Source organism: Vibrio mediterranei, assembly GCF_900088415.1.
Taxonomy (GTDB): Bacteria; Pseudomonadota; Gammaproteobacteria; order Enterobacterales; family Vibrionaceae; genus Vibrio; species Vibrio mediterranei.
The window spans coordinates 494,207-513,948 of the sequence record NZ_FLLQ01000001.1; the positions used below are offsets into that span (position 1 = coordinate 494,207).

A 19,742-nucleotide genomic window follows, 5' to 3' on the forward strand; every position below is an offset into this window, starting at 1 on the left:
TGATAATAAATACCGTTTGTGTCAGAATATGTATCACAGTAAGCATTATTCGCCAAGTCAGCGATTGTTAGAAAAAAACCTCGCCATGAATCACAGCAAGGTTTTCGTCATTTAATGAGGGCAAATTAAGGGGTCTATGGCACACCGTGACCTTTTGCTGCAACCCAAACTCTAAACCACTGTTCACGAGTAAGCTCTATCTCTAGTGAAGCAACGGCTGCCTTAACTCGTTCAATTTTACCTGAACCAATGATAGGTAAAGGATTCGAAGGAAGACGCTTAACCCAGGCATAAATCACTTGATCGATGCTGGCCGCTCCTACCTCAGTGCGAATTGCCTCAAGTTCTTCTCGGACTCGCTTTGCTTGTTCCGATTTGCCGTTGAAGATTTCTCCACCAGCAAGTGTTGACCACGCCATTGGCAACACACGAAGTTGTTGCAATTGATCTAGCGTACCATCATGAGCCACTTCAAAATTAAGCGGATTAATTTCTACTTGGTTAGTCACTAGTGGCTTGCTCAAACGCGATTGTAGTAATTCAAACTGGCGTGGCGAGAAGTTTGAAACGCCGAAGTGTTTGACCTTACCAATCTTGTATAGTTCATTGAACGCATCAGCAACTTCATCAGCATCCATTAAAACGTCTGGACGGTGAATTAACAGCACATCTAGCTCGTTTACGCCCAAGCGTTGTAACGAGTTATCTACTGATTCATAAATATGTTTTGCACTGGTATCGTAATGGTTGATCTTACGACCTGGATATTTATCTGAGCACAGTTTGATGTCGCATTTAGAGACGATTTGAATCTGTTCACGGACTGAACTATCTAGTGCTAGCGCCTCACCAAACAAACGTTCACACTCATAGTTACCGTAGATATCAGCATGATCAACAGTAGTAACACCGAGTTCAATATGCTGTTTAAGGAAGGTCAGACGTTGTTGCGGTGTCATTCCCCAATCGGCTAATCGCCAATACCCCTGAACCAGTTCTGAAAACTCTGGTCCATTTGGCGCCATTGTCACTTTCGAAACAGCTGTAACATTCGAAACCATTGGTTATCTCCTTATTTAAGTCTGCCAACATCCTATGCTTGTTTTACCTAGCTCTCAACGGGTAAACTTCGAAAAAACGAACTAGAGTACGAAGTTGTGAGCTTTGCAGACAGACTACAAGAATTGATTGGACAAGAGAGTGTTAGCGGATTTGCTCGGCGTGTCGAGCTATCAGAAGCACTCATTCGCAAATACTTAAAAGGTAGTGAACCAAGCTTAGCAAAAGCAAACCAAATCGCCATGAAAGCCAACTGTTCACTCGAATGGTTAGCGACAGGATGCGGATATCTGTACCGCCAGGCCGAAGTTGTTGATATGGAAGCCTACCAACTGGCCTACGATGCCGTTATCGGCACTCGGCTGGCTGAAAAGGACATTTTCGAGCATCGTAAGCTCATCACTGCTTATCAATATTTACGCGCGACCAAAAAGCCAGATGGATATTTGGACCAATCAGGCATGAAACGACTACTGACTTCGCTTGCTGAGTTATGAATCCACTCAAAAATCCATCAACCTTATTACCTAAACACCACTAAGAGTAACATTTCATTAACAACTATTCGTTTTATAAAAAGTACACCCCTCCTTCTATGTGCCTAGCTCATACATGAGTAATCATCGGTCCTATAAATGTGACCGAGGTTAAACACATGTTTGAAAAAAATATCTTACACTAAATATAAATAACGCATTTATTAATAAAGTAGGAAACCATCAACAAAGATTAATTAATCTGCTCCAAATTATGTCCCCTAATAGTGGTATTCAAAAATAGATTTATTTTTGAATGGGGATTCTTTTATCCAAAAAAACGGAAATTATAAAAAGGAATAACTATGAAAAGTCTATTCAAACTTTCTACATTAGCTGTAAGTGTATTTGCTGCCTCTCAAGTTAGCGCTATCGAATTATATAATAACGAAGGCACTGAACTTACTATGTATGGTGCGATTGCTGCACAAGTGAGTAAGTATGATTATGATAAATCAACACCAATGGGGTCAGATGATGCCTATGGCCTTAACGGTGACTCTACATTTATCGAAGATCCAGGGTCATATGTTGGATTTGATATCAGTCATACACAAGGAAAGTTTAAAGGTATAGCCAAAATAGCGTTTGATGTTAATTTCGGGACTCAAACAGACGTTAATGGATATGGAGATAGTTTAGAGGCACTTACCGCAAGACAGATTTACGCTGGCTTCGGCCACGAGGACTTTGGTACCGTGACGATTGGTCGCCAAGAAAGTCCATATATGAAAACAGACAAAGGCTATTACTCTTACTGGGCTGGCGGTCTCAATATGATGCAGTCTGACGAGCTGGGTAGTCGTCGTTCTCCGAATACTGTCGTTTGGCAAAATGATTTCGATAATTTGTACGTAGGATTGCAATATCAAGCGCGACGTGATGTGGAGCAAATTGCATTCGGTAACGGGTTAAACTTTGGTTCCTTTATCGTCGGTGGCTCGATCGACGCGAATGGCTTAACTCGTTCAAAGATAAAAATAAAAGATGGATTCGGCGGCGCTTTAGCGTATACGTTTGACTTCGGTACCTATTTATCTGCTGCATACAACCAAGCGAATGATATCAATGGTGATTTCATTGATATCTTAGGCAGCGCCACTGGTACAGCCGACAACGCTGAAGTGAAACAATATGCGTTGGCTGCTGAGCATCACTTTATGGATGGGGCGATTTCTGTATCCGGACGATATGAGCACTTCGAAGCAAAAGATGGTAGTAACAGCCCAATCTTCGACAGTAAAACTGACAACTTCGGATTAGGTGCTAACTTCTACTTTACGGAATCAATGCGAATCTACGGAAGTTATGAATATGCTAAAGAAAACAACAACCTGACAGGTAAAACGCAATCTGAAGCAAATATATACAATATCGGCTTTGGCTGGGCGCCAGTCGCCTGGGGTGAAGTGTATCTAGAAAGTTACTACGATGACGTACAGCTTAACGACAGCATTAACTATGAGACTGGCGCTGCTCCAGCAGACACTGAATCCAAAGGCGCTCACTTCTTCCTAGGCGCAGCCGTTTTCTTCTAAACAGTGACTAAAACGTGACCTATTCAATGCCTCCTTTTCTGGAGGCATGTTTACATTCCAACCACATTTCACTCCTGATATTTCAACATACCTAAATCAGCGACAGATTTCTTTACTCCCCTCAACCCTAATCCATTCATTAATTCTATAAGTAACAGTCATTACCATAGTCTAATTAATTACATAAAAACTCATAAAACTATAAGTTGTGATTTGTACCATGAATAATTCCACGCCATTTAATTAAACTCCGGTCAGCCAACAAATCAATTAAGAGGGACATAATAACCTAAACAAAAACATAACAAATTCAAACATAACAAAATTTAGAAAAGATAATTAAATACTATGAAATGCTAGCGTTTAAAACGTAGGCAGAGACTTTTGCAACCTAATTATAAGCTTAAGAAACATGACTAAACTGAACCCTATTTTCCTAGCACTTTTGGCAACTTTTTCTTCCAATGCAATAGAGCTTTACAACGATGAAGGTACCGAGCTATCAATTTACGGGGCAATAGCCGCGCAGCTTAGCCGTTATGATTACAACTCAGCTACTGCTATGGGTAACGCCAATGGTTACAACTACAATAGCGATGTTATCCACGTAGAAGATCCTGGCTCATATTTGGGCTTCGATATCTCCCATACCCATGGGCACTTTAAAGGCCTCGTGAAACTGGAATGGGATGTTAACTTTGGTACTCAATCAGATACATCGGACATTGCATTACAGCAGCGCCAAACCTATGTTGGCTTCGGCCATGATATTTACGGACAAGTAACTATTGGTCGCCAAGAAAGCCCTTACATGAAAACAGACAAGGGCTATTACGCATACTGGGCTGGTGGCCTAAATATGATGCAGTCTGATGAGCTGGGTAGCAGACGAACAAAGAATACTGTTGTGTGGTCAAAAGAGTCAGAGAATTACTATGTTGGACTGCAGTATCAAGCCAGTCGTAATGAGGACCAAATCTCGTTTGGTAATGGCCTTAACTTTGGCTCCGTATATGCGCCTGTTGAGACGCGCCCTACTATCACCATAGATAATGGTTTTGGTGTCGCTGCAACCTATACTTTTGATTTCGGTACTTACATAGCGGCTGGATATAACCAAGCCAATCATATTAATGGCGAGTTTATCGACTTGCTTGGCATACCAGACCCAAGTGCCAGCCTGACCGCAACGGATGCAACCATTAAGCAGTATGCCATTGCTTTTGAACATCATTTTGCTGAGGGATTACTCTCTGTCTCCGGACGCTACGAACGATTTATGTCCGAAGATGGTGCAACCAATCCGGCGTTCAAAGGTACCACGGATAATGTTGGTCTAGGTGCAAACCTATATGTCACCGAAAATATCCGTCTCTATGGCAGCTATGAATGGGCGTTAGATAAAGATGACTTGGCTAACAAGACCAATACTAAAGTGGCGATGATTAATTTAGGTGCAGCTTGGGCTCCTGTCCCGTGGGGAGAAATCTATGTTGAGGGTTACAGAGACGATGTCACCCTCAACGACACGTTAAATTGGAATACGAATCAACCAACCGACTATCGCGGTTCATCCAATCATTTCTTCTTAGGCGCGGCAGTGTTGTTTTAATACGAGGGACAAACGAAGTGGAGCAGCTTAGCTTCTGCTCCACAACATAACACCATTCAAACCATCATCATTTATTGATGGTCTTTCGAGTAAGATCACAACAACCTGCTATTATTTTACATAGAGTTATATTGAGCAAATAATAGACAACAAGGAAGGTAGGTATGTACGATCTAAAGAAAGAGTATGACCAGTTTGGCCCCTGGTTGATCGAAATAAAATCGCAAGAAGACATTCCACCCCAATTCTCAGAACAGCAGCATTTCTTTGAAGACGCGGTATACAGTTTTAAGATTCCTGTGCATCAAGAGCGTAGAAATATGAAGCCAGGCATGTTGCTTTATCCCGAAGTTGTCATCATTCAACAAGATTTCATCATGCATTTGAAGATTGATGGTGAACGGATTCAAGCGGAGAAAATGTGGTACACCGATGTGTTGTTCCTCACTCATGGTGGTGACTTGCTCGACAACTACATTGGCCTTCAATCGATTCAAGGCGAGATGATCATCAAATACAATCTCGTATCTCAAGATGTTGCCAGCCATGTGATTAAACTATTGCGTGAAATTGTCTCTCCTAGAACCAGTTACCCTATTTCTACAGAACTAAATGACGCGAGTTTGTTGGACAAAGTAACCTACAGTTTCTATTGCGGCACCGAAAAGCTATTAGAGCCACTGCACATCCTGGCTTACCAAAGCGAAATGATGCTCACAGAGAGAAAACGCACGAGCATCATGGATCTTTACCATAATTTCGTGCAGTACAAACTGTTACGTTCAATGATTATGACCGATGGCGTTGATTTGATTATCGCTAACCAAGGTAAACACATTATCGATGTTAAAGATGCCAACTATAAATTCGGTCACACCTTTATTCGAATAGGCTTGATTGAAAATGTATCGCTAGAACCTCATCCTCACTTCCCTGAGCTAAACTCGCTCATTATTAAAGTAGGATTATGCGAGTTCACCTTGGCGGTCGACAAAACCTTCTCTATCAATAAAGTCAATGAGCTACTTCTTGCCACTAAGCAAGTGAAAGAGCCGGCCTAATACGTTAAATACGCCAGGCGTTCTTCCTAATCGAACTAGGGAGAACGCTAACCACACTGCTGTTGTAGCCAACTAGCCAGTTTCTTGATTTCCGGCTGTCGGGCACGACTCTTCTTGTAAACGAAATAAAAATTGTCGCCCGTTTCTAATCCATGTGAAGGGATCACGACCAAATCTTGTAAGTCTCGCTCAGTCATCATGTAACCATTAGCGAACGTAATTCCTTGGTCATACTTCGCCGCTTCTACGGCCAACAGCATATGGCTGAAGTGCTGCATATCAAGGTCTTTTGGCATGGTAATACCACCTGCTTGACACCATTTTAGCCAGTCTTTACCTCTTTCTCTGAATACAGAATCCGTCGACAAGATGGGATAGTTCCACAACGCCTCAGGAAGGTTTTTTCCATCTATCTCTTTCCAGATTTTATGGCTACAAACTGGGTAGAGAACTTCGTTGTATAAAGGCTCGGCAACAAAATTCCTTCTAGGTTTCTCTACAGTAATAAAGCAGTCACCTATGTTATCTGATAACTCAGGATCTTCCGCTACCATGTTTAGTGTCAGCTCGATTTCAGGATATAGGCGCTTAAAATCAGACAACCTTGGAATCAACCACTTTACGGCTAACGAACTGTATAGCGCCAAACGGATCGTGCCACGCTCCCCTTCTCTAATTCTCTGGCTGGCCTTCGCAATAGACGCAACGGCAGGGCTAATCTCTTCCAAATAGCTTTCACCAATTTGAGAAAGTGACAGCTTTCTCCCTTGTCTAATAAACAGCACTTCGCCTAAATACTCTTCCAATAAACGAATCTGATGACTGATGGCACTTTGGGTCACATTGAGCTCTTCAGCGGCAAGTGAAAAGCTGAGGTTTCTTGCTACAGATTCGAAACAATGGACGGCACGTAACGGAGGAAGTTTCATTATCTAAATATCTCATACTAAGTGAATATTTATCATTTCACTTCATCCTAGGTCATCTCGTATGCTCTCGTAAAGAGGAAGAGGAGGATAAACATGAAACCAATGACCGTCGGCGTAGCGATGCTTTTGCTCGTATTTGGTAATCAAATTGCTATTTTGTCAGACGCACTAATTAAAAGTGTGGGTAATGACGTCGCTGTATTTCAGTTTGTCTTTTTCCGTCAGTTGTCAGCGGTTCTGATCTTGTTGCCTTTTTTCCTATTTAGTAAACCAAAAAACATCACTGAAGGTTTGAAGTGGCATGCACTGCGCGCGCACGTGTGGTTGTTTGGGGCCATATTTATGGTTTACGCGATTTCATCGATGCCGTTGGCAACAGCTAATGCTATTTTCTATGCAGCGCCGCTGATGATGCTACCTTTAGCTGGTCTGTTTTTCGGTGAGAGACTCTCGCGCCAAACGATCTCGGCAGCGGTTATGGGCTTTGCCGGTGTGTTAGTCATTATAAGGCCTGACCAAGTCGACTTTGCCGCCTTATCGGCCTTAGTGGTTGCGCTTACTATTGCGGTAAACAACCTATTAATTCGCAAGCTACCTAAACAGCAATCCGTCGTACACACGTTACTCGTCACTAACCTTGTTGGAATGCCAGTCTCGTTATGTTTGGCATACATGGAAGGTCAACCTTGGGATTGGAGCTCGTTTCCTGTGGCCGCCGCTTCAAGCACTTTTATTTTGATTTATGCGGCGACCTGCGTGTTGACCTATCGTTCTGTGGATAGCAACAAAATCGCCAGTGCAGAATACAGCGGTTTGATTGGCGCAGTGGCAGTGGGTTTGCTGTGGTTTGGTGAAGTCCCCGATATCTTTATGGCAATTGGTACCTTGATGATTGTCGTTCCTATTGTCTGGTTAACCAAACATGAGAAGAAACGCAAACGAATGCATAAAGAGACCGCGATTGTTGAAAGCTAGGTCACAGCAATGTGAACAGTTTGTGAATGTAATTTGTAATATTTTTTCCATTTCATATACTTAATAGCGAACTCTGAAATGGAAAATCACTATGAAACGCTTAACTAGGACGTTATTGTTCTCATCTCTTTTAGCTACATCAAGTCTTCAAACAGCCTCCGCAAACGAGTGTGGTACTGTCACTATCGCTGACATGAACTGGAATTCAGCCACACTCATCGCCAACATCGATAAATTTATTCTGGAACACGGTTTTGACTGTGATGCAGAACTTGTTCCCGGCGATACCATGCCAACAGGCGCATCCATGATTTCAAAAGGACAACCTGATATCGCACCTGAGTTCTGGAGTAACTCAATGCGTGAAGCCTTAGATCTCGGTGTTAAGGAAGGTCAGATTCAATACGCAGGAACCACACTTACCGATGGCGGTGAAGAAGGGTTCTGGGTTCCTGAGTATATGGTCAAACAAGATCCTTCTCTCGCAACGATCGAAGGTGTACTCGCCAACGCGAAGAAGTTCACACACCCGGAAGATCCAAGTAAATCAGCATTTTATACATGCCCAGCAGGTTGGAATTGCCAAATTTCAGCCGGTAATCTCTTCAACGCGCTAGGCATGGAACAAGCGGGATTTGAACTGGTCGACCCAGGTTCAGGTGCAGGTCTTTCAGGCTCGATTGCGAAAGCTTATGAACGCGAAGAAGCGTGGTTTGGTTATTACTGGGCACCGACTGCGGTTCTTGGTAAATACAAAATGGTCAAAGTAGACTTTGGCAGCGGTGTCGACGAGACCATGTTTAAAGACTGTATTACCCAAGAGGAATGTCTAGATCCTAAACCAACCATGTACCCACCTTCAGCTGTTGAGACGGTTGTTACCGATAGCTTTGCGAAGAAGTCACCAGAAGCGATGGCGTATTTCAAACAGCGTGAATTTACCAATGCTCAAATGAATGGCCTACTTGCTTGGATGGAAGACGAGCAAGCGGATGGTGAATATGCCGTTGAGCACTTTATGAAGGAATACAAAGATACATGGGCAGCATGGCTGTCACCAGACGTAGCCGCAAAAGTACAAAAAGCGGTTGATGCACTGTAAAAGAAATAAAGCTCTAGAAGGATTGCCTCTTCGGATTTAGAGGCAAATTAGAGTCAGAGATTGACCCAACACTCGCCATGATGGCACTCGTTGGCGTCAATCACACTAAAAGAAGATCCCTAAGTTAGGGATCTTCTTAAATGGCAGAAGTAATCAAGGAGTAACAGATGTCTAATGCCAGTTGGTTGAGTGAAATACCTCAGCTCGATAGAAAACAACTACTCGATATTCGTAAAACCCTCGACGGTGCTTATCGCGACTTCTCTCGCGAATATGGCGACGCCATAGAATCCATCTTTGACCCTCTCTTAAGTTTTTTAATCTGGTTTGAAAAGCTGCTTCTTTCTAGCCCTTGGTGGCTCATCCTCGGTATTTTGGTCGGCCTAGCCTACTTAGCCAGCCGCTCATGGAAGCTTAGTGCTTCTGTTGGTATTGCATTCTTTCTAATCGGCTTCTTCGGAATGTGGGACAATACCATGCGAACCATGAGTATTATTCTCGTCTCCACCTTTGTCGCCATCGCGCTCGGAATACCTACCGGTATAATTATGGCTCAGTCTAAGAAAGCACGAGCCGTGATCACTCCGATACTCGATATTATGCAAACCATGCCAGCTTTTGTTTATTTGATACCCGTGGTCATGCTACTTGGCATTGGTAAAATTCCGGGCGTTATTGCCGTCGTCATTTATGCCATTCCGCCAGTGATTCGACTGACAGATCTCGGCATTCGCTTAGTAGACAAAGAAGTTCTTGAAGCTGCTACTGCGTACGGCGCAAGTCCGATGCAGCGTCTGTTTGGCGTGCAAGTTCCATTGGCAATGCCAAATATTATGGCAGGTATCAACCAAACCATTATGATGGCGCTCGCCATGGTGGTCATTGCCTCTATGATTGGGGTGAAGGGATTGGGCCAACCGGTGCTTAAGTCCATTACCAACCAATACTTCACTTTAGGTCTTTTAAATGGTCTAGCGATCGTGGCACTTGCTATCATCTTCGACCGCGTTTCTCAAAGCTACGCTAAGCGTACCCAAGCTCACTTAGGAGGAAGAGAATAATGACTCAACCTCAGCCAATTATTCAAATTAAAAACCTCTATAAGATCTTTGGTCCTAAAGATAAGTCATACTTGCAAGCCGTCAAGGACGGTGAGACCAAAGATGAGCTACTAGCCCGTACTGGCCATACTCTCGGACTTCAAGATATCAACCTTGATGTCTACCCTGGCGAAATTTTCGTCGTCATGGGGCTTTCCGGCTCGGGTAAATCCACATTGATTCGTCACTTTAACCGCCTTATCGACCCTTCTGAAGGTGAGATTATCGTTGATGGATCTGACGTGATGAAACTATCCGATAAGGACTTGCGAGATTTTCGCCGTCATAAGATGTCGATGGTATTTCAACGTTTTGGATTACTTCCACATAAATCGGTCATCGACAACGTAGCGTATGGGTTACAGATTCAAGGCTTAAGCAAAACAGATCGCTTAGCCAAGGCAAAAGAATGGATTAAGACCGTGGGCTTAGAAGGCTATGAAGAACAATACCCTAGCCAACTTTCAGGAGGACAACAACAACGTGTTGGCCTTGCTCGCGCCCTTTGTACCGATGCCGATATCCTTTTAATGGATGAAGCATTCTCAGCACTCGATCCGTTAATCCGTAGCGAAATGCAAGACCAGCTGATCGAACTTCAGGAAAAACTGCACAAAACCATTATCTTTATCACTCACGATTTGGATGAAGCACTGCGCTTAGGTGATCGCATCGCAATTCTTCGCGATGGCGTGGTTGTTCAACAAGACAAACCTGTCGACATACTGCTAAACCCAGCGGACGACTATGTTGAAGCCTTTGTTAAAGACGTTAATCGTGCGCGTGCGTTAACCGTAGAGACAGTGATGCAGCCTCCTATTTCGCGCATTACTGCCGAAACTCTTGGTGAAGCGTTGACACAAATGCGTCGTTCAAAACACGATTATGGTTACGTTGTCACTGACGAAGGATATCAAGGAGTCATTACTCAAGAAGCGTTAGAGCAAGTTGAGCGCTCTGATTACCATAAGGAAATTCCTGATGAGATGTTGGATGATGTTCCTGCGGTGAAAAGCGATGCTTTGTTGGAGGAAGTGATTCCAGAAACGCTGGATAACGATCACCCTCTTCCGGTTGTGGATGACAACGGCGACCTTCAAGGCCACCTATCTAAGTCAACGCTTGCTGATGTACTAAGTGATAACACCAGCGAAAACGAAATCTCGGAAGAGGAAACGTCCGAGCCAAAAAAGGGCGCAGCCTAACCTAACTAATGGCGCAAACCCAGCGTTTGCGCCATTCTGCCGCCGGATAATCGTCCGGCCAGTATTCTACTTGCTTGACGATTTCTCCATTTTCAACGGTATGAAACGTAATGGCTTTTGCTTTGATCTTTCCATCAGTGACATTAACATCGGTAACGACCGTATTACCCTCTGCAACAATAGAAATAATATCAAACTGCCACAACCCATTAGCGGGATACTCAGTGTTTACCGCAGCAAAGTTCTCTCTTCCCACGATTTTTTCATTCGACTGAGGCCAATGAACTTCAATACTTTCTGCTAAACACTCACTCGCATAATAGAAATCATTCCCTTCCATTGCACGCCAATACGCTTCAACTATCTGTTTAACGTTTTCCATAAATCTACCTTCCACGTTGTTACTGGTGATAATCTAACGCAGAAATAACTGTATACATATACAGCTCAGTGAATTTTGAGAACTAAGACTGAGAAGAAGCGAATGGTATAACGTCAGCTATACCGTCGTCCTTGGTTGAATGACGAAATTGCCCTCCCGAGACTCGGTATAACGATAGCGACTCTCTTTTAACAACCAATACAGCGGATGGCGAACCCATGGCTGTGGGTCAGTTGGAGCAAAAGCATCGACACCCCGCAAGGAAATACAGTGCCAACCACATTCTTCTGCCTGACGAATACAGCGGCTTGCATGCCAAAGTTGAGCAACAATATTCACCTTGCGAACTTGGGTATACTGAATAGCCTTCAAAGCGACTTCTTTTGTTGTCATATAAGTCTCATTATGCCCGAACTGAATGGAAGTAACGCGCGACTTAAAATTTGGCTGAGAGTCTAGAACAATGTCGCAGATTTCCCATTGCAGGATAGCTTGAATCCTTGGCTGACGGAGCATAATAGTAATGACTTGCTCTGCAATGAGTTGATTAACCTCTCTGCCTTCTCCATATGAAAAGGCCAAAATGGGAAATCTAGGGTCAACGACACCACGAGGTTCGGTGAAGTATTGGTATCGTTTAAGATAGATATCTAACTCACAAAGAGCCCTAGTTGTTACGGGTTGTTCGCAACGAGGGTAGTACTGATGATGGGTCAAAACCCACGAAGTATCGGACGTTATCAATTGATTATCAGTCCATGTTAGAACGGTACAAGGCTCTAGCATTTCCACTCCTCACGATATTCAGAAATTGCATTGCAGCATTCGACAACCCAAAACAGTTACCTATACTCCAAACTCAAGCCATCTCAGTAAAGCCTTACCAACAAACGTTCTGAACACGTAGTCTACTGAATGTAGTCGCGATTCATTATTCAAGTAAGTAGTAAACCGACTGAAAACTAATCTGTCTCAAACTTGGATCAAATCTAGAACTTAACCTATTCGCTACTCACGGTTTGCCACTTCATGTTTTAACAAAGTCGCGCTTCAGTTTTATGAACAGTGAAAAACCTTTACGTCAAAATCGCTTCTAACCGCACCATAACTCCAACCTCACTCTCACAAAATTTGTAACGACTAAGAATCTGGAACAATTAATGCAGTTGTAATCACAGTTTCTTATCGAAAGCGCAAATTGTCCTATTCGTAACACATTCAAGGAGAGAGATGATGTTAGATAACTTTGTAGACTCAATACAGGCGTACACTGAGCTTAAAGAGATAAGCATCCGTTCTGTATTTGGCGGGAAAGGCGTTCTGTCTAATGGTGTAATGTTTGCACTAATAAAGGGCAACAAGCTCTACCTTAGAGCACCGAATAGTAAGTTTAAGGACGAGTTTTCGCAATTAGGGTGTACGCCATACGAGTTTCACTGGCGCTCATCGTCTCGCAACTACCCTAGCCTTTCTAGTTACTATTCCATTCCTGAAGCGGTAAAGCATTGCGATAAACAAATAGCACAGCTCTGCGAGGAAGTTTGGAGTGTAGGTTTGGAAGAAAAAAAGCGTAAAGAAACGCCCACGCGAATCAAAGACCTTCCTAATATGCAATATAAAACGGAACGAATGTTACGTAAGGCGGGTATCCACTCGATTGATGAATTAAGAGAGCAAGGTCCTGTGAATGCGTATAAAGCGGTGTGTGGTAGCCACGATAAACAACCGGGGATCAACTTACTGTTTTATATCGCTGGTGCGTTGGAAGGCATACATTGGAGCATCCTCCCTGAGACATTGCGTGAGACGCTTTCTCGCCAAGCCAGCTCTGACTATCTTACTCACTAAAAAAACGCCCTGCGGCCAAATGCTGCAGGGCAAAATATTAATACAATGTCTATGTTGGATGCATGTGTTAATTGAAAGTGGACAGGACAACTAAGCACATGCCGTTATTAAACCACGTGCTTCAGTGGTTCGATAGCGAATAACCTTATCAAGTGATTGCAAACCCACTTCAATAGATGACCAATTGTTTCGAAATGTAGATCAAGCCCCGTCATATGTAGGCTACCCGACCCAAATCACACTCCACTGTACTAATTTGTAAATTAAATCATTAAATTTATTGCGGTTAATTGTAGTTAAGTTGTTTAAATAGGAGACAATTTTAGTTATAAATGGGAGTTATTACGGACAAAGTTTTACGTATAGGATGTACTCAATGAACAAAAAAACGCTCCCCCTCACCATTGCCTCTTTACTTATCGCGACGTCTTTTCATGCACTCTCTGCCAATGTTCCGGATGGGACGGTATTAGCAAATGAGCAATATCTTGTTAGAGGAAATGGAGCCGAGCCTAGCACTATCGACCCAACCTTCGTTAATTCGGGCATGCCGGGCGACATTATTGCCAACGATATGTTCGAAGGATTAATTATCGAGGACCAAAATGGGCGAATGATTCCAGGCCAAGCCAAGTCTTGGAGTGTCTCCGACGACGGTTTAACAGTGACTTTCCAACTAAAAGAAGATCTTAAATGGTCTGACGGTTCACCGCTAACAGCAGAAGACTTTGTCTTTGCTTGGCAACGCGCGGTAGATCCTAGTACGGGTAACAACACTGGACACTACTTCAAGACCGCCAACATCGCTAATGCTGGCGCTATCTTATCGGGAGACGTTAAAGCCTCTGAGTTGGGTGTAAAAGCGCTGACGGACACTGCACTTGAAGTAAAATTGACCAAACCAACACCGTATTTCTTGAGCTTAATGAGTGTGAAGACCTTCTTCCCTCTTCCTAAAGTGGTAGTAACTAAATTCGGTAACCAGTGGACTCGTCCAGAAAACATGGTCACCAATGGTGCCTATAAGTTGGTCAAGTGGGTACCTAATGAGTATGTTGAAGTGGAACGTAACCCACAATATTGGGACGACCAACACACTGTCATTAATGGCGTGACCTATCTTGGTCTTGCTTCTCAAAATGCTGAACTGGTTCGTTATCAATCAGGTGAGATTGATATGACCAACCGAATTCAGTTGGAGCAATATCAACGTTTGATTAAAGAAGATCCATCTCAAATCCAAGGGTTGCCACTACTTGGTTCGTACATCTACTCCTTCAACACCCAAAAAGCGCCGTTCGATAACGCCAAAGTTCGACAAGCCCTTACCGTTTCTATCGACCGCAACATACTGGTTGAGAAGATAACTGGTCAAGGAGAAGTCGCTGCTTATACGCCCGTTCCATCTATCATTCCAAATTACGATGCTCCACATATGGCATACAGCGATAAGAGCATGCAGCAGCGTTTGGAAATGGCAAAACAGTTGTTAGCAGAAGCTGGATATAACAAAGACAAGCCGCTCGAATTTACGGTGACTTATAACACCAGTGAAAACCATAAAAAGATAGCCTTGGCCCTCGCCTCTATGTGGAAGCCGCTTGGCGTCAAAGTTCACCTACAGAACATGGAATGGAAAGCGTATGTCTCAGCTAAATCTTTAGGAGATTTTGAGATAGCGCGTTCATGGTCATTTGGAGATTACGCTGAGCCCTCCTCGGTGTTAGCTTCATACACTTGCAACCACGTTGAAAATGAAAGTGGCTTCTGTGATGCGAAATTTGATGAGCTAATGCAACGTGCTAGCGTAACCGCAGATAAAGCCAAGCGCTACCAACTGTTCAACCAAGCAGAAACCATATTAGCCGAGGCCTCACCGATTATTCCGCTTTACTATTACAAGCATACTCGACTGGTTCGAAATACTCTGAAGGGCTTCCCTATTAATAACCCGAAGGGCAATATTTACGCTAAAGATATGTACTTTGTAGCACCTTAGTCTGCATTTATATCCATAATCGGTAGACTTCATCTGATTCTACCGATTATGCCATTAAATATTTCTTACATTTATGTGAACACATGCAACATTTCATCTATTGATAGCTTTCATTTTATTCAACATTGATTTAAATCAAAAACAGAGTGTTAACCAGCCTCTAGTCTAACCGCATCTCTACTAACACTAACGCACAAAATATTGTGTTGTTAATTGTTGGTAACCACTAGGACGGATGGCTAGGGAGCGCTTATGCAGAGGAAATTTACCCGAGTTCTAGTGTGCCAGTTACTCGCACTTCTTTTCGTAAGCTTCGACAGCTTTGCATTATTTGTCAGTCCACCAAAAGACCCAATCCCTCTCATACAGCAAGTGTTCCCCGACCTTACATCTATCTCTGAAAAACAAGGCGAGCCTTTAGTCAGAACGATTAGCAAGGATGACAATATTATCGGGTATGCTTTCGAGACCAATGATATTGCGAGTATTCCTGCCTATTCTGGCGAACCCGTGAATATGCTTGTTATCATCGACCCTCACGGTGAGTACTTGGCATCAAAAGTACTAGAGCATCATGAGCCCATCATTTTAGCTGGTATTCCTGAAAGCAAATTATGGGAGTTTAGCGATCAATACGTCGGGTTATCGGTTAAAGACCGCATTAAAGTAGGTGGTAAAGAAAACGCAAACTATGTTCCTATCGATGGTCTATCCGGCGCTACAGTCACAGTAATGGTAATGAATGTCGCTATAACTAAAGCTGCCACAAAAGTTGCCGAGTCACTCGGAATTGTGAAACCCGCTAGCAATATTATTCAGCCAAAATCCACCATAAAACGCGACCTCTTCTCTGTGAAAGACTGGCTTGAGTTGACTGGAGACGGTTCAATTCGAAAGCTATTAATTCGTAAAGGAGCCGTTCAAGAGGCATTTAATGATACCGAGGCAGAAAATGTTGAACGCGTTAAAGATGATGAAACTGAGCAAACTTTTGCTGAGCTGTATTACACATTAGCTGACATCCCAACAATCGGTAAAAACCTATTTGGCGAACAGGAATACCAATGGCTAATCAAAGATCTAAAGCCAGATGAACATCTAATTGCGATTTTTGGTAATGGTTACTCATATAAAGGTTCAGGTTATGTCCGAGGTGGGATTTTTGACCGACTTCAAGTTCATCAAAATGACAACGAAATTTCTTTTCGTGATTTAGACCACAGTCGAATTTTGGATCTGTACATTCCCGGTGCACCAAAGTTTCATGAAATGTCTATTTTTAGGGTACAAGCGCATCATGAGTTCGACCCCGGTGCGAGCTGGCAAATTGAGCTACTTGTACGTCGCCAATTAGGTGCCATCGACAGTGTGTTTACCAGCTTTAAAGGTGAATATGCGCCGCTATCTGAATACGTTGATACACCTGAACCCATTGTTATCAAACCAGAACTTTCTTTGACGCAACAAGTTTGGCTCGAGAATAAAGTAAAAGTCATCGTACTTTTTGCACTTATTAGCACATTAATACTCATCCTTTTCTTCCAAGATATTTTGGTTCAGCACCCGACCTTTATGCATCGTCTTCGCCATGGTTTCTTGGTCATCACCGTCGTGTTTATTGGCTGGGTTTGGGGTGGTCAACTCTCTGTGGTAAACGTATTCACCTTCCTAAATGCGCTGATGACACAATTCTCATGGGATCTCTTTTTGCTCGACCCCGTTATCTTCATTCTTTGGTGTGCTGCGGCCGTTACCATATTAATGTGGGGGCGTGCAGTTTATTGTGGTTGGCTATGCCCATTTGGTGCGCTTCAAGAACTTATCAACCAATGTGCTCGATACTTAAAAGTCTCTCAGTTTGAACTTCCTTGGGCCATTCATGAACGACTTTGGGCAATTAAGTATCTAATATTGCTTGGTCTGTTTGCACTCTCTTTGGATTCTCTCGCACTTGCCGAACAATTTGCGGAGATAGAGCCTTTTAAAACAACGTTCCTTCTAAAGTTCGACCGTGAATGGCCTTTCGTCTTGTGGGCAGTCCTGTTGCTCTCAGTCAACATTTTCAATCGCAAAACCTTCTGCCGCTACCTTTGCCCATTAGGGGCTGCACTGTCAGTGTCGAACAGTATTCGTCTATTTGACTGGCTCAAACGTCGCCCTGAATGCGGCTCACCTTGCAAAATTTGCGCGAAAGAATGCGAGATTCAGGCAATTCACCCCAATGGTGAAATTAATATGCGCGAATGCCACTACTGCCTAGATTGCCAAATTACCTATTCCAACGATGGTAAATGTCCACCATTGAAAAAACAGGCATATAAACAACGGAAACAGAGAAATGCTGATATCCCAGTAACCGAAATCCCTTAAGTGGCGAGGTATCTCAGTACTCGTTGCAAGCAGCTACATGTATCAGCCCTACACATAATGAATGGAGACCCACATGAGCGATGACAACAAAAACCTCAATAAAGACAATTTGCCGGTGAATGTTGACCGACGAAAATTCTTTGGAACCAGTGCCGCAATAGGATTAGGTGTTGCCGCCGCCCCTATGTCTGCCGCCATGTTTGCTTCTATGGCTAAAGCTCAAGCAGCAGAAGCTGGAAACAGCCCATATGTTGAGCCAGGTGAAATGGACGAATACTATGGATTTTGGAGTGGCGGTCACTCCGGTGAGGTTCGTATTCTCGGTATCCCTTCTATGCGCGAGCTTATGCGTATCCCCGTTTTTAATACCGATAGTGCGACTGGCTGGGGTTTTACTGACGAAAGTAAACGAATTAAAGGTGACAGCGCACACATCATGTCAGGGGACTCCCATCACCCTCACATGAGTATGACCGATGGTCGTTATAACGGTAAATATGTCTTCATTAATGACAAAGCCAATTCTCGTGTTGCTCGTATTCGCTGCGACGTCATGAAAGTCGACAAAATGATCACCATTCCTAATGTTCAAGCGATTCATGGCCTTCGTGTACAGAAAGTACCCGAAACCAAATACGTTATCTGCAACAGTGAATTTGAGATCCCAATGAATAACGACGGTAAAGCGACATTGGAAGATGTCAGCACCTACCGTTCTCTGTTCAATGTGATTGATGCGGAAAAAATGGAAGTGGCATTTCAGGTCATGGTCGATGGCAACCTCGATAACACGGATGCCGATTATGACGGTAAGTACTTTGCTTCAACCTGTTATAACTCAGAAATGGGAATGAACTTAGGCGAAATGATAACAGCCGAGCGCGATCATGTGGTAGTTTTCAGTCTTGCCCGTTGTGAAGAAGCGTTAAAAGCTGGCAAGTTCAAAACCTATAACGGTAACGATGTTCCCGTACTTGATGGACGCAAAGGTTCTGCCCTAACTCGCTACATTCCTGTTCCTAAATCACCGCATGGTATGAATACCTCACCAGACGGTAAGTACTTTATTGCTAACGGCAAGCTCTCACCAACCGTTTCTGTCATTGCCACCGCGAAACTTGACGACTTGTTTAACGATAAGATTCAACCAAGAGATACCATTGTCGCTGAGCCTGAACTTGGACTTGGTCCACTGCATACTGCGTTTGATAATCGTGGTTTTGCCTACACCACCCTTTTCCTAGATAGTCAAATTGCAAAATGGAACTTAGAAGAAGCTATCAAAGCCTACAACGGTGAAAAAGTTAACTACATCAAACAGAAGATCGATGTCCACTATCAGCCAGGACACAACAGTACATCTAGTGGTGAGACTCGTGATGCGGATGGTAAATGGCTTGTGTCTCTATGTAAGTTCTCTAAAGACCGTTTCTTGCCTGTTGGCCCGTTGAGAGCTGAGAACGACCAACTTATCGATATTTCAGGTGATGAAATGAAGTTGGTACATGATGGACCAACTTTCGCAGAACCTCATGATGGAACTATTATCCACCGCAGTAAAGTCAAACCAAGCAAACTGTGGTCTCGTGACGACCCTATCTTTGCCGAAACAGTAGAGATGGCCAAACGAGATGGTGTCAACGTTATGACAGATAATAAAGTTATTCGAGATGGCAATAAGGTTCGCGTTTATATGACATCAGTAGCACCGACCTTTGGTATGAACGAATTCAAGGTCAAGGTGGGTGATACGGTAACTGTTGTAGTAACAAACCTCGATACTATCGAAGATGTCACCCATGGATTCTGTATGACAAATCATGGCGTTCAAATGGAAATCAGCCCTCAACAAACTGCGTCTATTACCTTCGTCGCAGATAAACCTGGAGTTCAATGGTACTACTGCAACTGGTTCTGCCACGCGCTCCATATGGAAATGCGAGGTCGAATGTTAGTGGAGGCATAACCGACACGTCATTAAGCTCCCTCAAAACAGAGGGAGCTACCTAGAATTTTCACAACGTTA

At 43.4% G+C, this 19,742-nt stretch carries 16 protein-coding genes; 12 read left to right on the forward strand and 4 right to left on the reverse strand.

All coding sequences use genetic code 11. From position 1 onward, the window contains the following. Positions 1–134 precede the first annotated feature (134 nt). A complete protein-coding gene (locus tag VME0621_RS02255) occupies positions 135–1,061 on the reverse strand; it encodes an aldo/keto reductase (RefSeq protein ID WP_062459133.1) in 927 nt (308 codons plus the stop codon). 96 nt (positions 1,062–1,157) lie between these two features. Between VME0621_RS02255 and VME0621_RS02260 the strand changes: the two genes are divergently transcribed. The 4 genes from VME0621_RS02260 to VME0621_RS02275 all read left to right on the forward strand — a co-directional run bounded on the left by VME0621_RS02260 (position 1,158) and on the right by VME0621_RS02275 (position 5,806). Continuing rightward, positions 1,158–1,556 (forward strand): hypothetical protein, encoded by a 399-nt coding sequence (locus VME0621_RS02260; protein ID WP_062459135.1) that lies wholly within the window; start codon positions 1,158–1,160, stop codon positions 1,554–1,556. A 344-nt stretch (positions 1,557–1,900) separates the two neighbouring features. Next, positions 1,901–3,133 (forward strand): porin, encoded by a 1,233-nt coding sequence (locus tag VME0621_RS02265; protein ID WP_062459138.1) that lies wholly within the window; start codon positions 1,901–1,903, stop codon positions 3,131–3,133. Between the two features lie 412 nt (positions 3,134–3,545). Further along, entirely contained in the window at positions 3,546–4,745 is a 1,200-nt protein-coding gene (locus VME0621_RS02270; RefSeq protein ID WP_062459141.1) for a porin, read from the forward strand. A gap of 164 nt (positions 4,746–4,909) precedes the next feature. After that, complete coding sequence (locus VME0621_RS02275) at positions 4,910–5,806, forward strand: hypothetical protein (protein ID WP_062459144.1); 897 nt, start codon at positions 4,910–4,912, stop codon at positions 5,804–5,806. 47 nt (positions 5,807–5,853) lie between these two features. Here the strand turns inward: VME0621_RS02275 and VME0621_RS02280 are convergent, their stop codons facing one another. Continuing rightward, on the reverse strand, positions 5,854–6,735 hold the full coding sequence (locus tag VME0621_RS02280; RefSeq protein ID WP_062459146.1) for a LysR substrate-binding domain-containing protein: 882 nt from the start codon (positions 6,733–6,735) through the stop codon (positions 5,854–5,856). 93 nt (positions 6,736–6,828) lie between these two features. Between VME0621_RS02280 and VME0621_RS02285 the strand changes: the two genes are divergently transcribed. The 4 genes from VME0621_RS02285 (at position 6,829) to VME0621_RS02300 (ending at position 11,117) form a co-directional block, all read left to right on the forward strand. Further along, positions 6,829–7,710, forward strand: coding sequence for a DMT family transporter (locus VME0621_RS02285; protein WP_062459148.1), 882 nt, complete (start codon positions 6,829–6,831; stop codon positions 7,708–7,710). 91 nt (positions 7,711–7,801) lie between these two features. After that, a complete protein-coding gene (locus tag VME0621_RS02290) occupies positions 7,802–8,812 on the forward strand; it encodes an ABC transporter substrate-binding protein (RefSeq protein ID WP_062459151.1) in 1,011 nt (336 codons plus the stop codon). A 167-nt stretch (positions 8,813–8,979) separates the two neighbouring features. Then, entirely contained in the window at positions 8,980–9,873 is an 894-nt protein-coding gene (locus VME0621_RS02295) for an ABC transporter permease (protein ID WP_006070440.1), read from the forward strand. Then, on the forward strand, positions 9,873–11,117 hold the full coding sequence (locus tag VME0621_RS02300) for a quaternary amine ABC transporter ATP-binding protein (protein ID WP_062459154.1): 1,245 nt from the start codon (positions 9,873–9,875) through the stop codon (positions 11,115–11,117). The genes VME0621_RS02295 and VME0621_RS02300 overlap by 1 nt, the downstream gene beginning before the upstream one ends. Position 11,118: 1 nt before the next feature. On the opposite strand, the gene VME0621_RS02305 is transcribed toward VME0621_RS02300, so the two are convergent. Then, positions 11,119–11,499, reverse strand: a complete 381-nt coding sequence (locus VME0621_RS02305) for a nuclear transport factor 2 family protein (protein WP_062459157.1) — start codon at positions 11,497–11,499, stop codon at positions 11,119–11,121. A 117-nt stretch (positions 11,500–11,616) separates the two neighbouring features. After that, on the reverse strand, positions 11,617–12,285 hold the full coding sequence (locus VME0621_RS02310; protein WP_062459160.1) for a hypothetical protein: 669 nt from the start codon (positions 12,283–12,285) through the stop codon (positions 11,617–11,619). A 444-nt stretch (positions 12,286–12,729) separates the two neighbouring features. Between VME0621_RS02310 and VME0621_RS02315 the strand changes: the two genes are divergently transcribed. The 4 genes from VME0621_RS02315 (at position 12,730) to nosZ (ending at position 19,682) form a co-directional block, all read left to right on the forward strand. Beyond that, on the forward strand, positions 12,730–13,347 hold the full coding sequence (locus VME0621_RS02315; RefSeq protein ID WP_082795516.1) for a TfoX/Sxy family DNA transformation protein: 618 nt from the start codon (positions 12,730–12,732) through the stop codon (positions 13,345–13,347). A gap of 376 nt (positions 13,348–13,723) precedes the next feature. Then, a complete protein-coding gene (locus VME0621_RS02320; protein WP_062459165.1) occupies positions 13,724–15,346 on the forward strand; it encodes a peptide ABC transporter substrate-binding protein in 1,623 nt (540 codons plus the stop codon). Positions 15,347–15,598: 252 nt separating this feature from the next. Further along, positions 15,599–17,716, forward strand: a complete 2,118-nt coding sequence (gene nosR / locus VME0621_RS02325) for a transcriptional regulator NosR (protein ID WP_062459168.1) — start codon at positions 15,599–15,601, stop codon at positions 17,714–17,716. Between the two features lie 73 nt (positions 17,717–17,789). Next, on the forward strand, positions 17,790–19,682 hold the full coding sequence (gene nosZ, locus VME0621_RS02330) for a TAT-dependent nitrous-oxide reductase (protein WP_082795517.1): 1,893 nt from the start codon (positions 17,790–17,792) through the stop codon (positions 19,680–19,682). Positions 19,683–19,742 lie beyond the last annotated feature (60 nt).

Excerpts from the sequence above, each read along its gene's own strand:
- VME0621_RS02255 (WP_062459133.1), bottom strand. The coding sequence starts at position 1,061 with ATGGTTTCGAATGTTACAGCTGTTTCGAAAGTGACAATGGCGCCAAAT.
- VME0621_RS02265 (WP_062459138.1), top strand. The coding sequence starts at position 1,901 with ATGAAAAGTCTATTCAAACTTTCTACATTAGCTGTAAGTGTATTTGCT.
- VME0621_RS02270 (WP_062459141.1), top strand. The coding sequence starts at position 3,546 with ATGACTAAACTGAACCCTATTTTCCTAGCACTTTTGGCAACTTTTTCT.
- VME0621_RS02275 (WP_062459144.1), top strand. The coding sequence starts at position 4,910 with ATGTACGATCTAAAGAAAGAGTATGACCAGTTTGGCCCCTGGTTGATC.
- VME0621_RS02280 (WP_062459146.1), bottom strand. The coding sequence starts at position 6,735 with ATGAAACTTCCTCCGTTACGTGCCGTCCATTGTTTCGAATCTGTAGCA.
- VME0621_RS02285 (WP_062459148.1), top strand. The coding sequence starts at position 6,829 with ATGAAACCAATGACCGTCGGCGTAGCGATGCTTTTGCTCGTATTTGGT.
- VME0621_RS02290 (WP_062459151.1), top strand. The coding sequence starts at position 7,802 with ATGAAACGCTTAACTAGGACGTTATTGTTCTCATCTCTTTTAGCTACA.
- VME0621_RS02295 (WP_006070440.1), top strand. The coding sequence starts at position 8,980 with ATGTCTAATGCCAGTTGGTTGAGTGAAATACCTCAGCTCGATAGAAAA.
- VME0621_RS02300 (WP_062459154.1), top strand. The coding sequence starts at position 9,873 with ATGACTCAACCTCAGCCAATTATTCAAATTAAAAACCTCTATAAGATC.
- VME0621_RS02305 (WP_062459157.1), bottom strand. The coding sequence starts at position 11,499 with ATGGAAAACGTTAAACAGATAGTTGAAGCGTATTGGCGTGCAATGGAA.
- VME0621_RS02310 (WP_062459160.1), bottom strand. The coding sequence starts at position 12,285 with ATGCTAGAGCCTTGTACCGTTCTAACATGGACTGATAATCAATTGATA.
- VME0621_RS02315 (WP_082795516.1), top strand. The coding sequence starts at position 12,730 with ATGATGTTAGATAACTTTGTAGACTCAATACAGGCGTACACTGAGCTT.
- VME0621_RS02320 (WP_062459165.1), top strand. The coding sequence starts at position 13,724 with ATGAACAAAAAAACGCTCCCCCTCACCATTGCCTCTTTACTTATCGCG.
- nosR (WP_062459168.1), top strand. The coding sequence starts at position 15,599 with ATGCAGAGGAAATTTACCCGAGTTCTAGTGTGCCAGTTACTCGCACTT.
- nosZ (WP_082795517.1), top strand. The coding sequence starts at position 17,790 with ATGAGCGATGACAACAAAAACCTCAATAAAGACAATTTGCCGGTGAAT.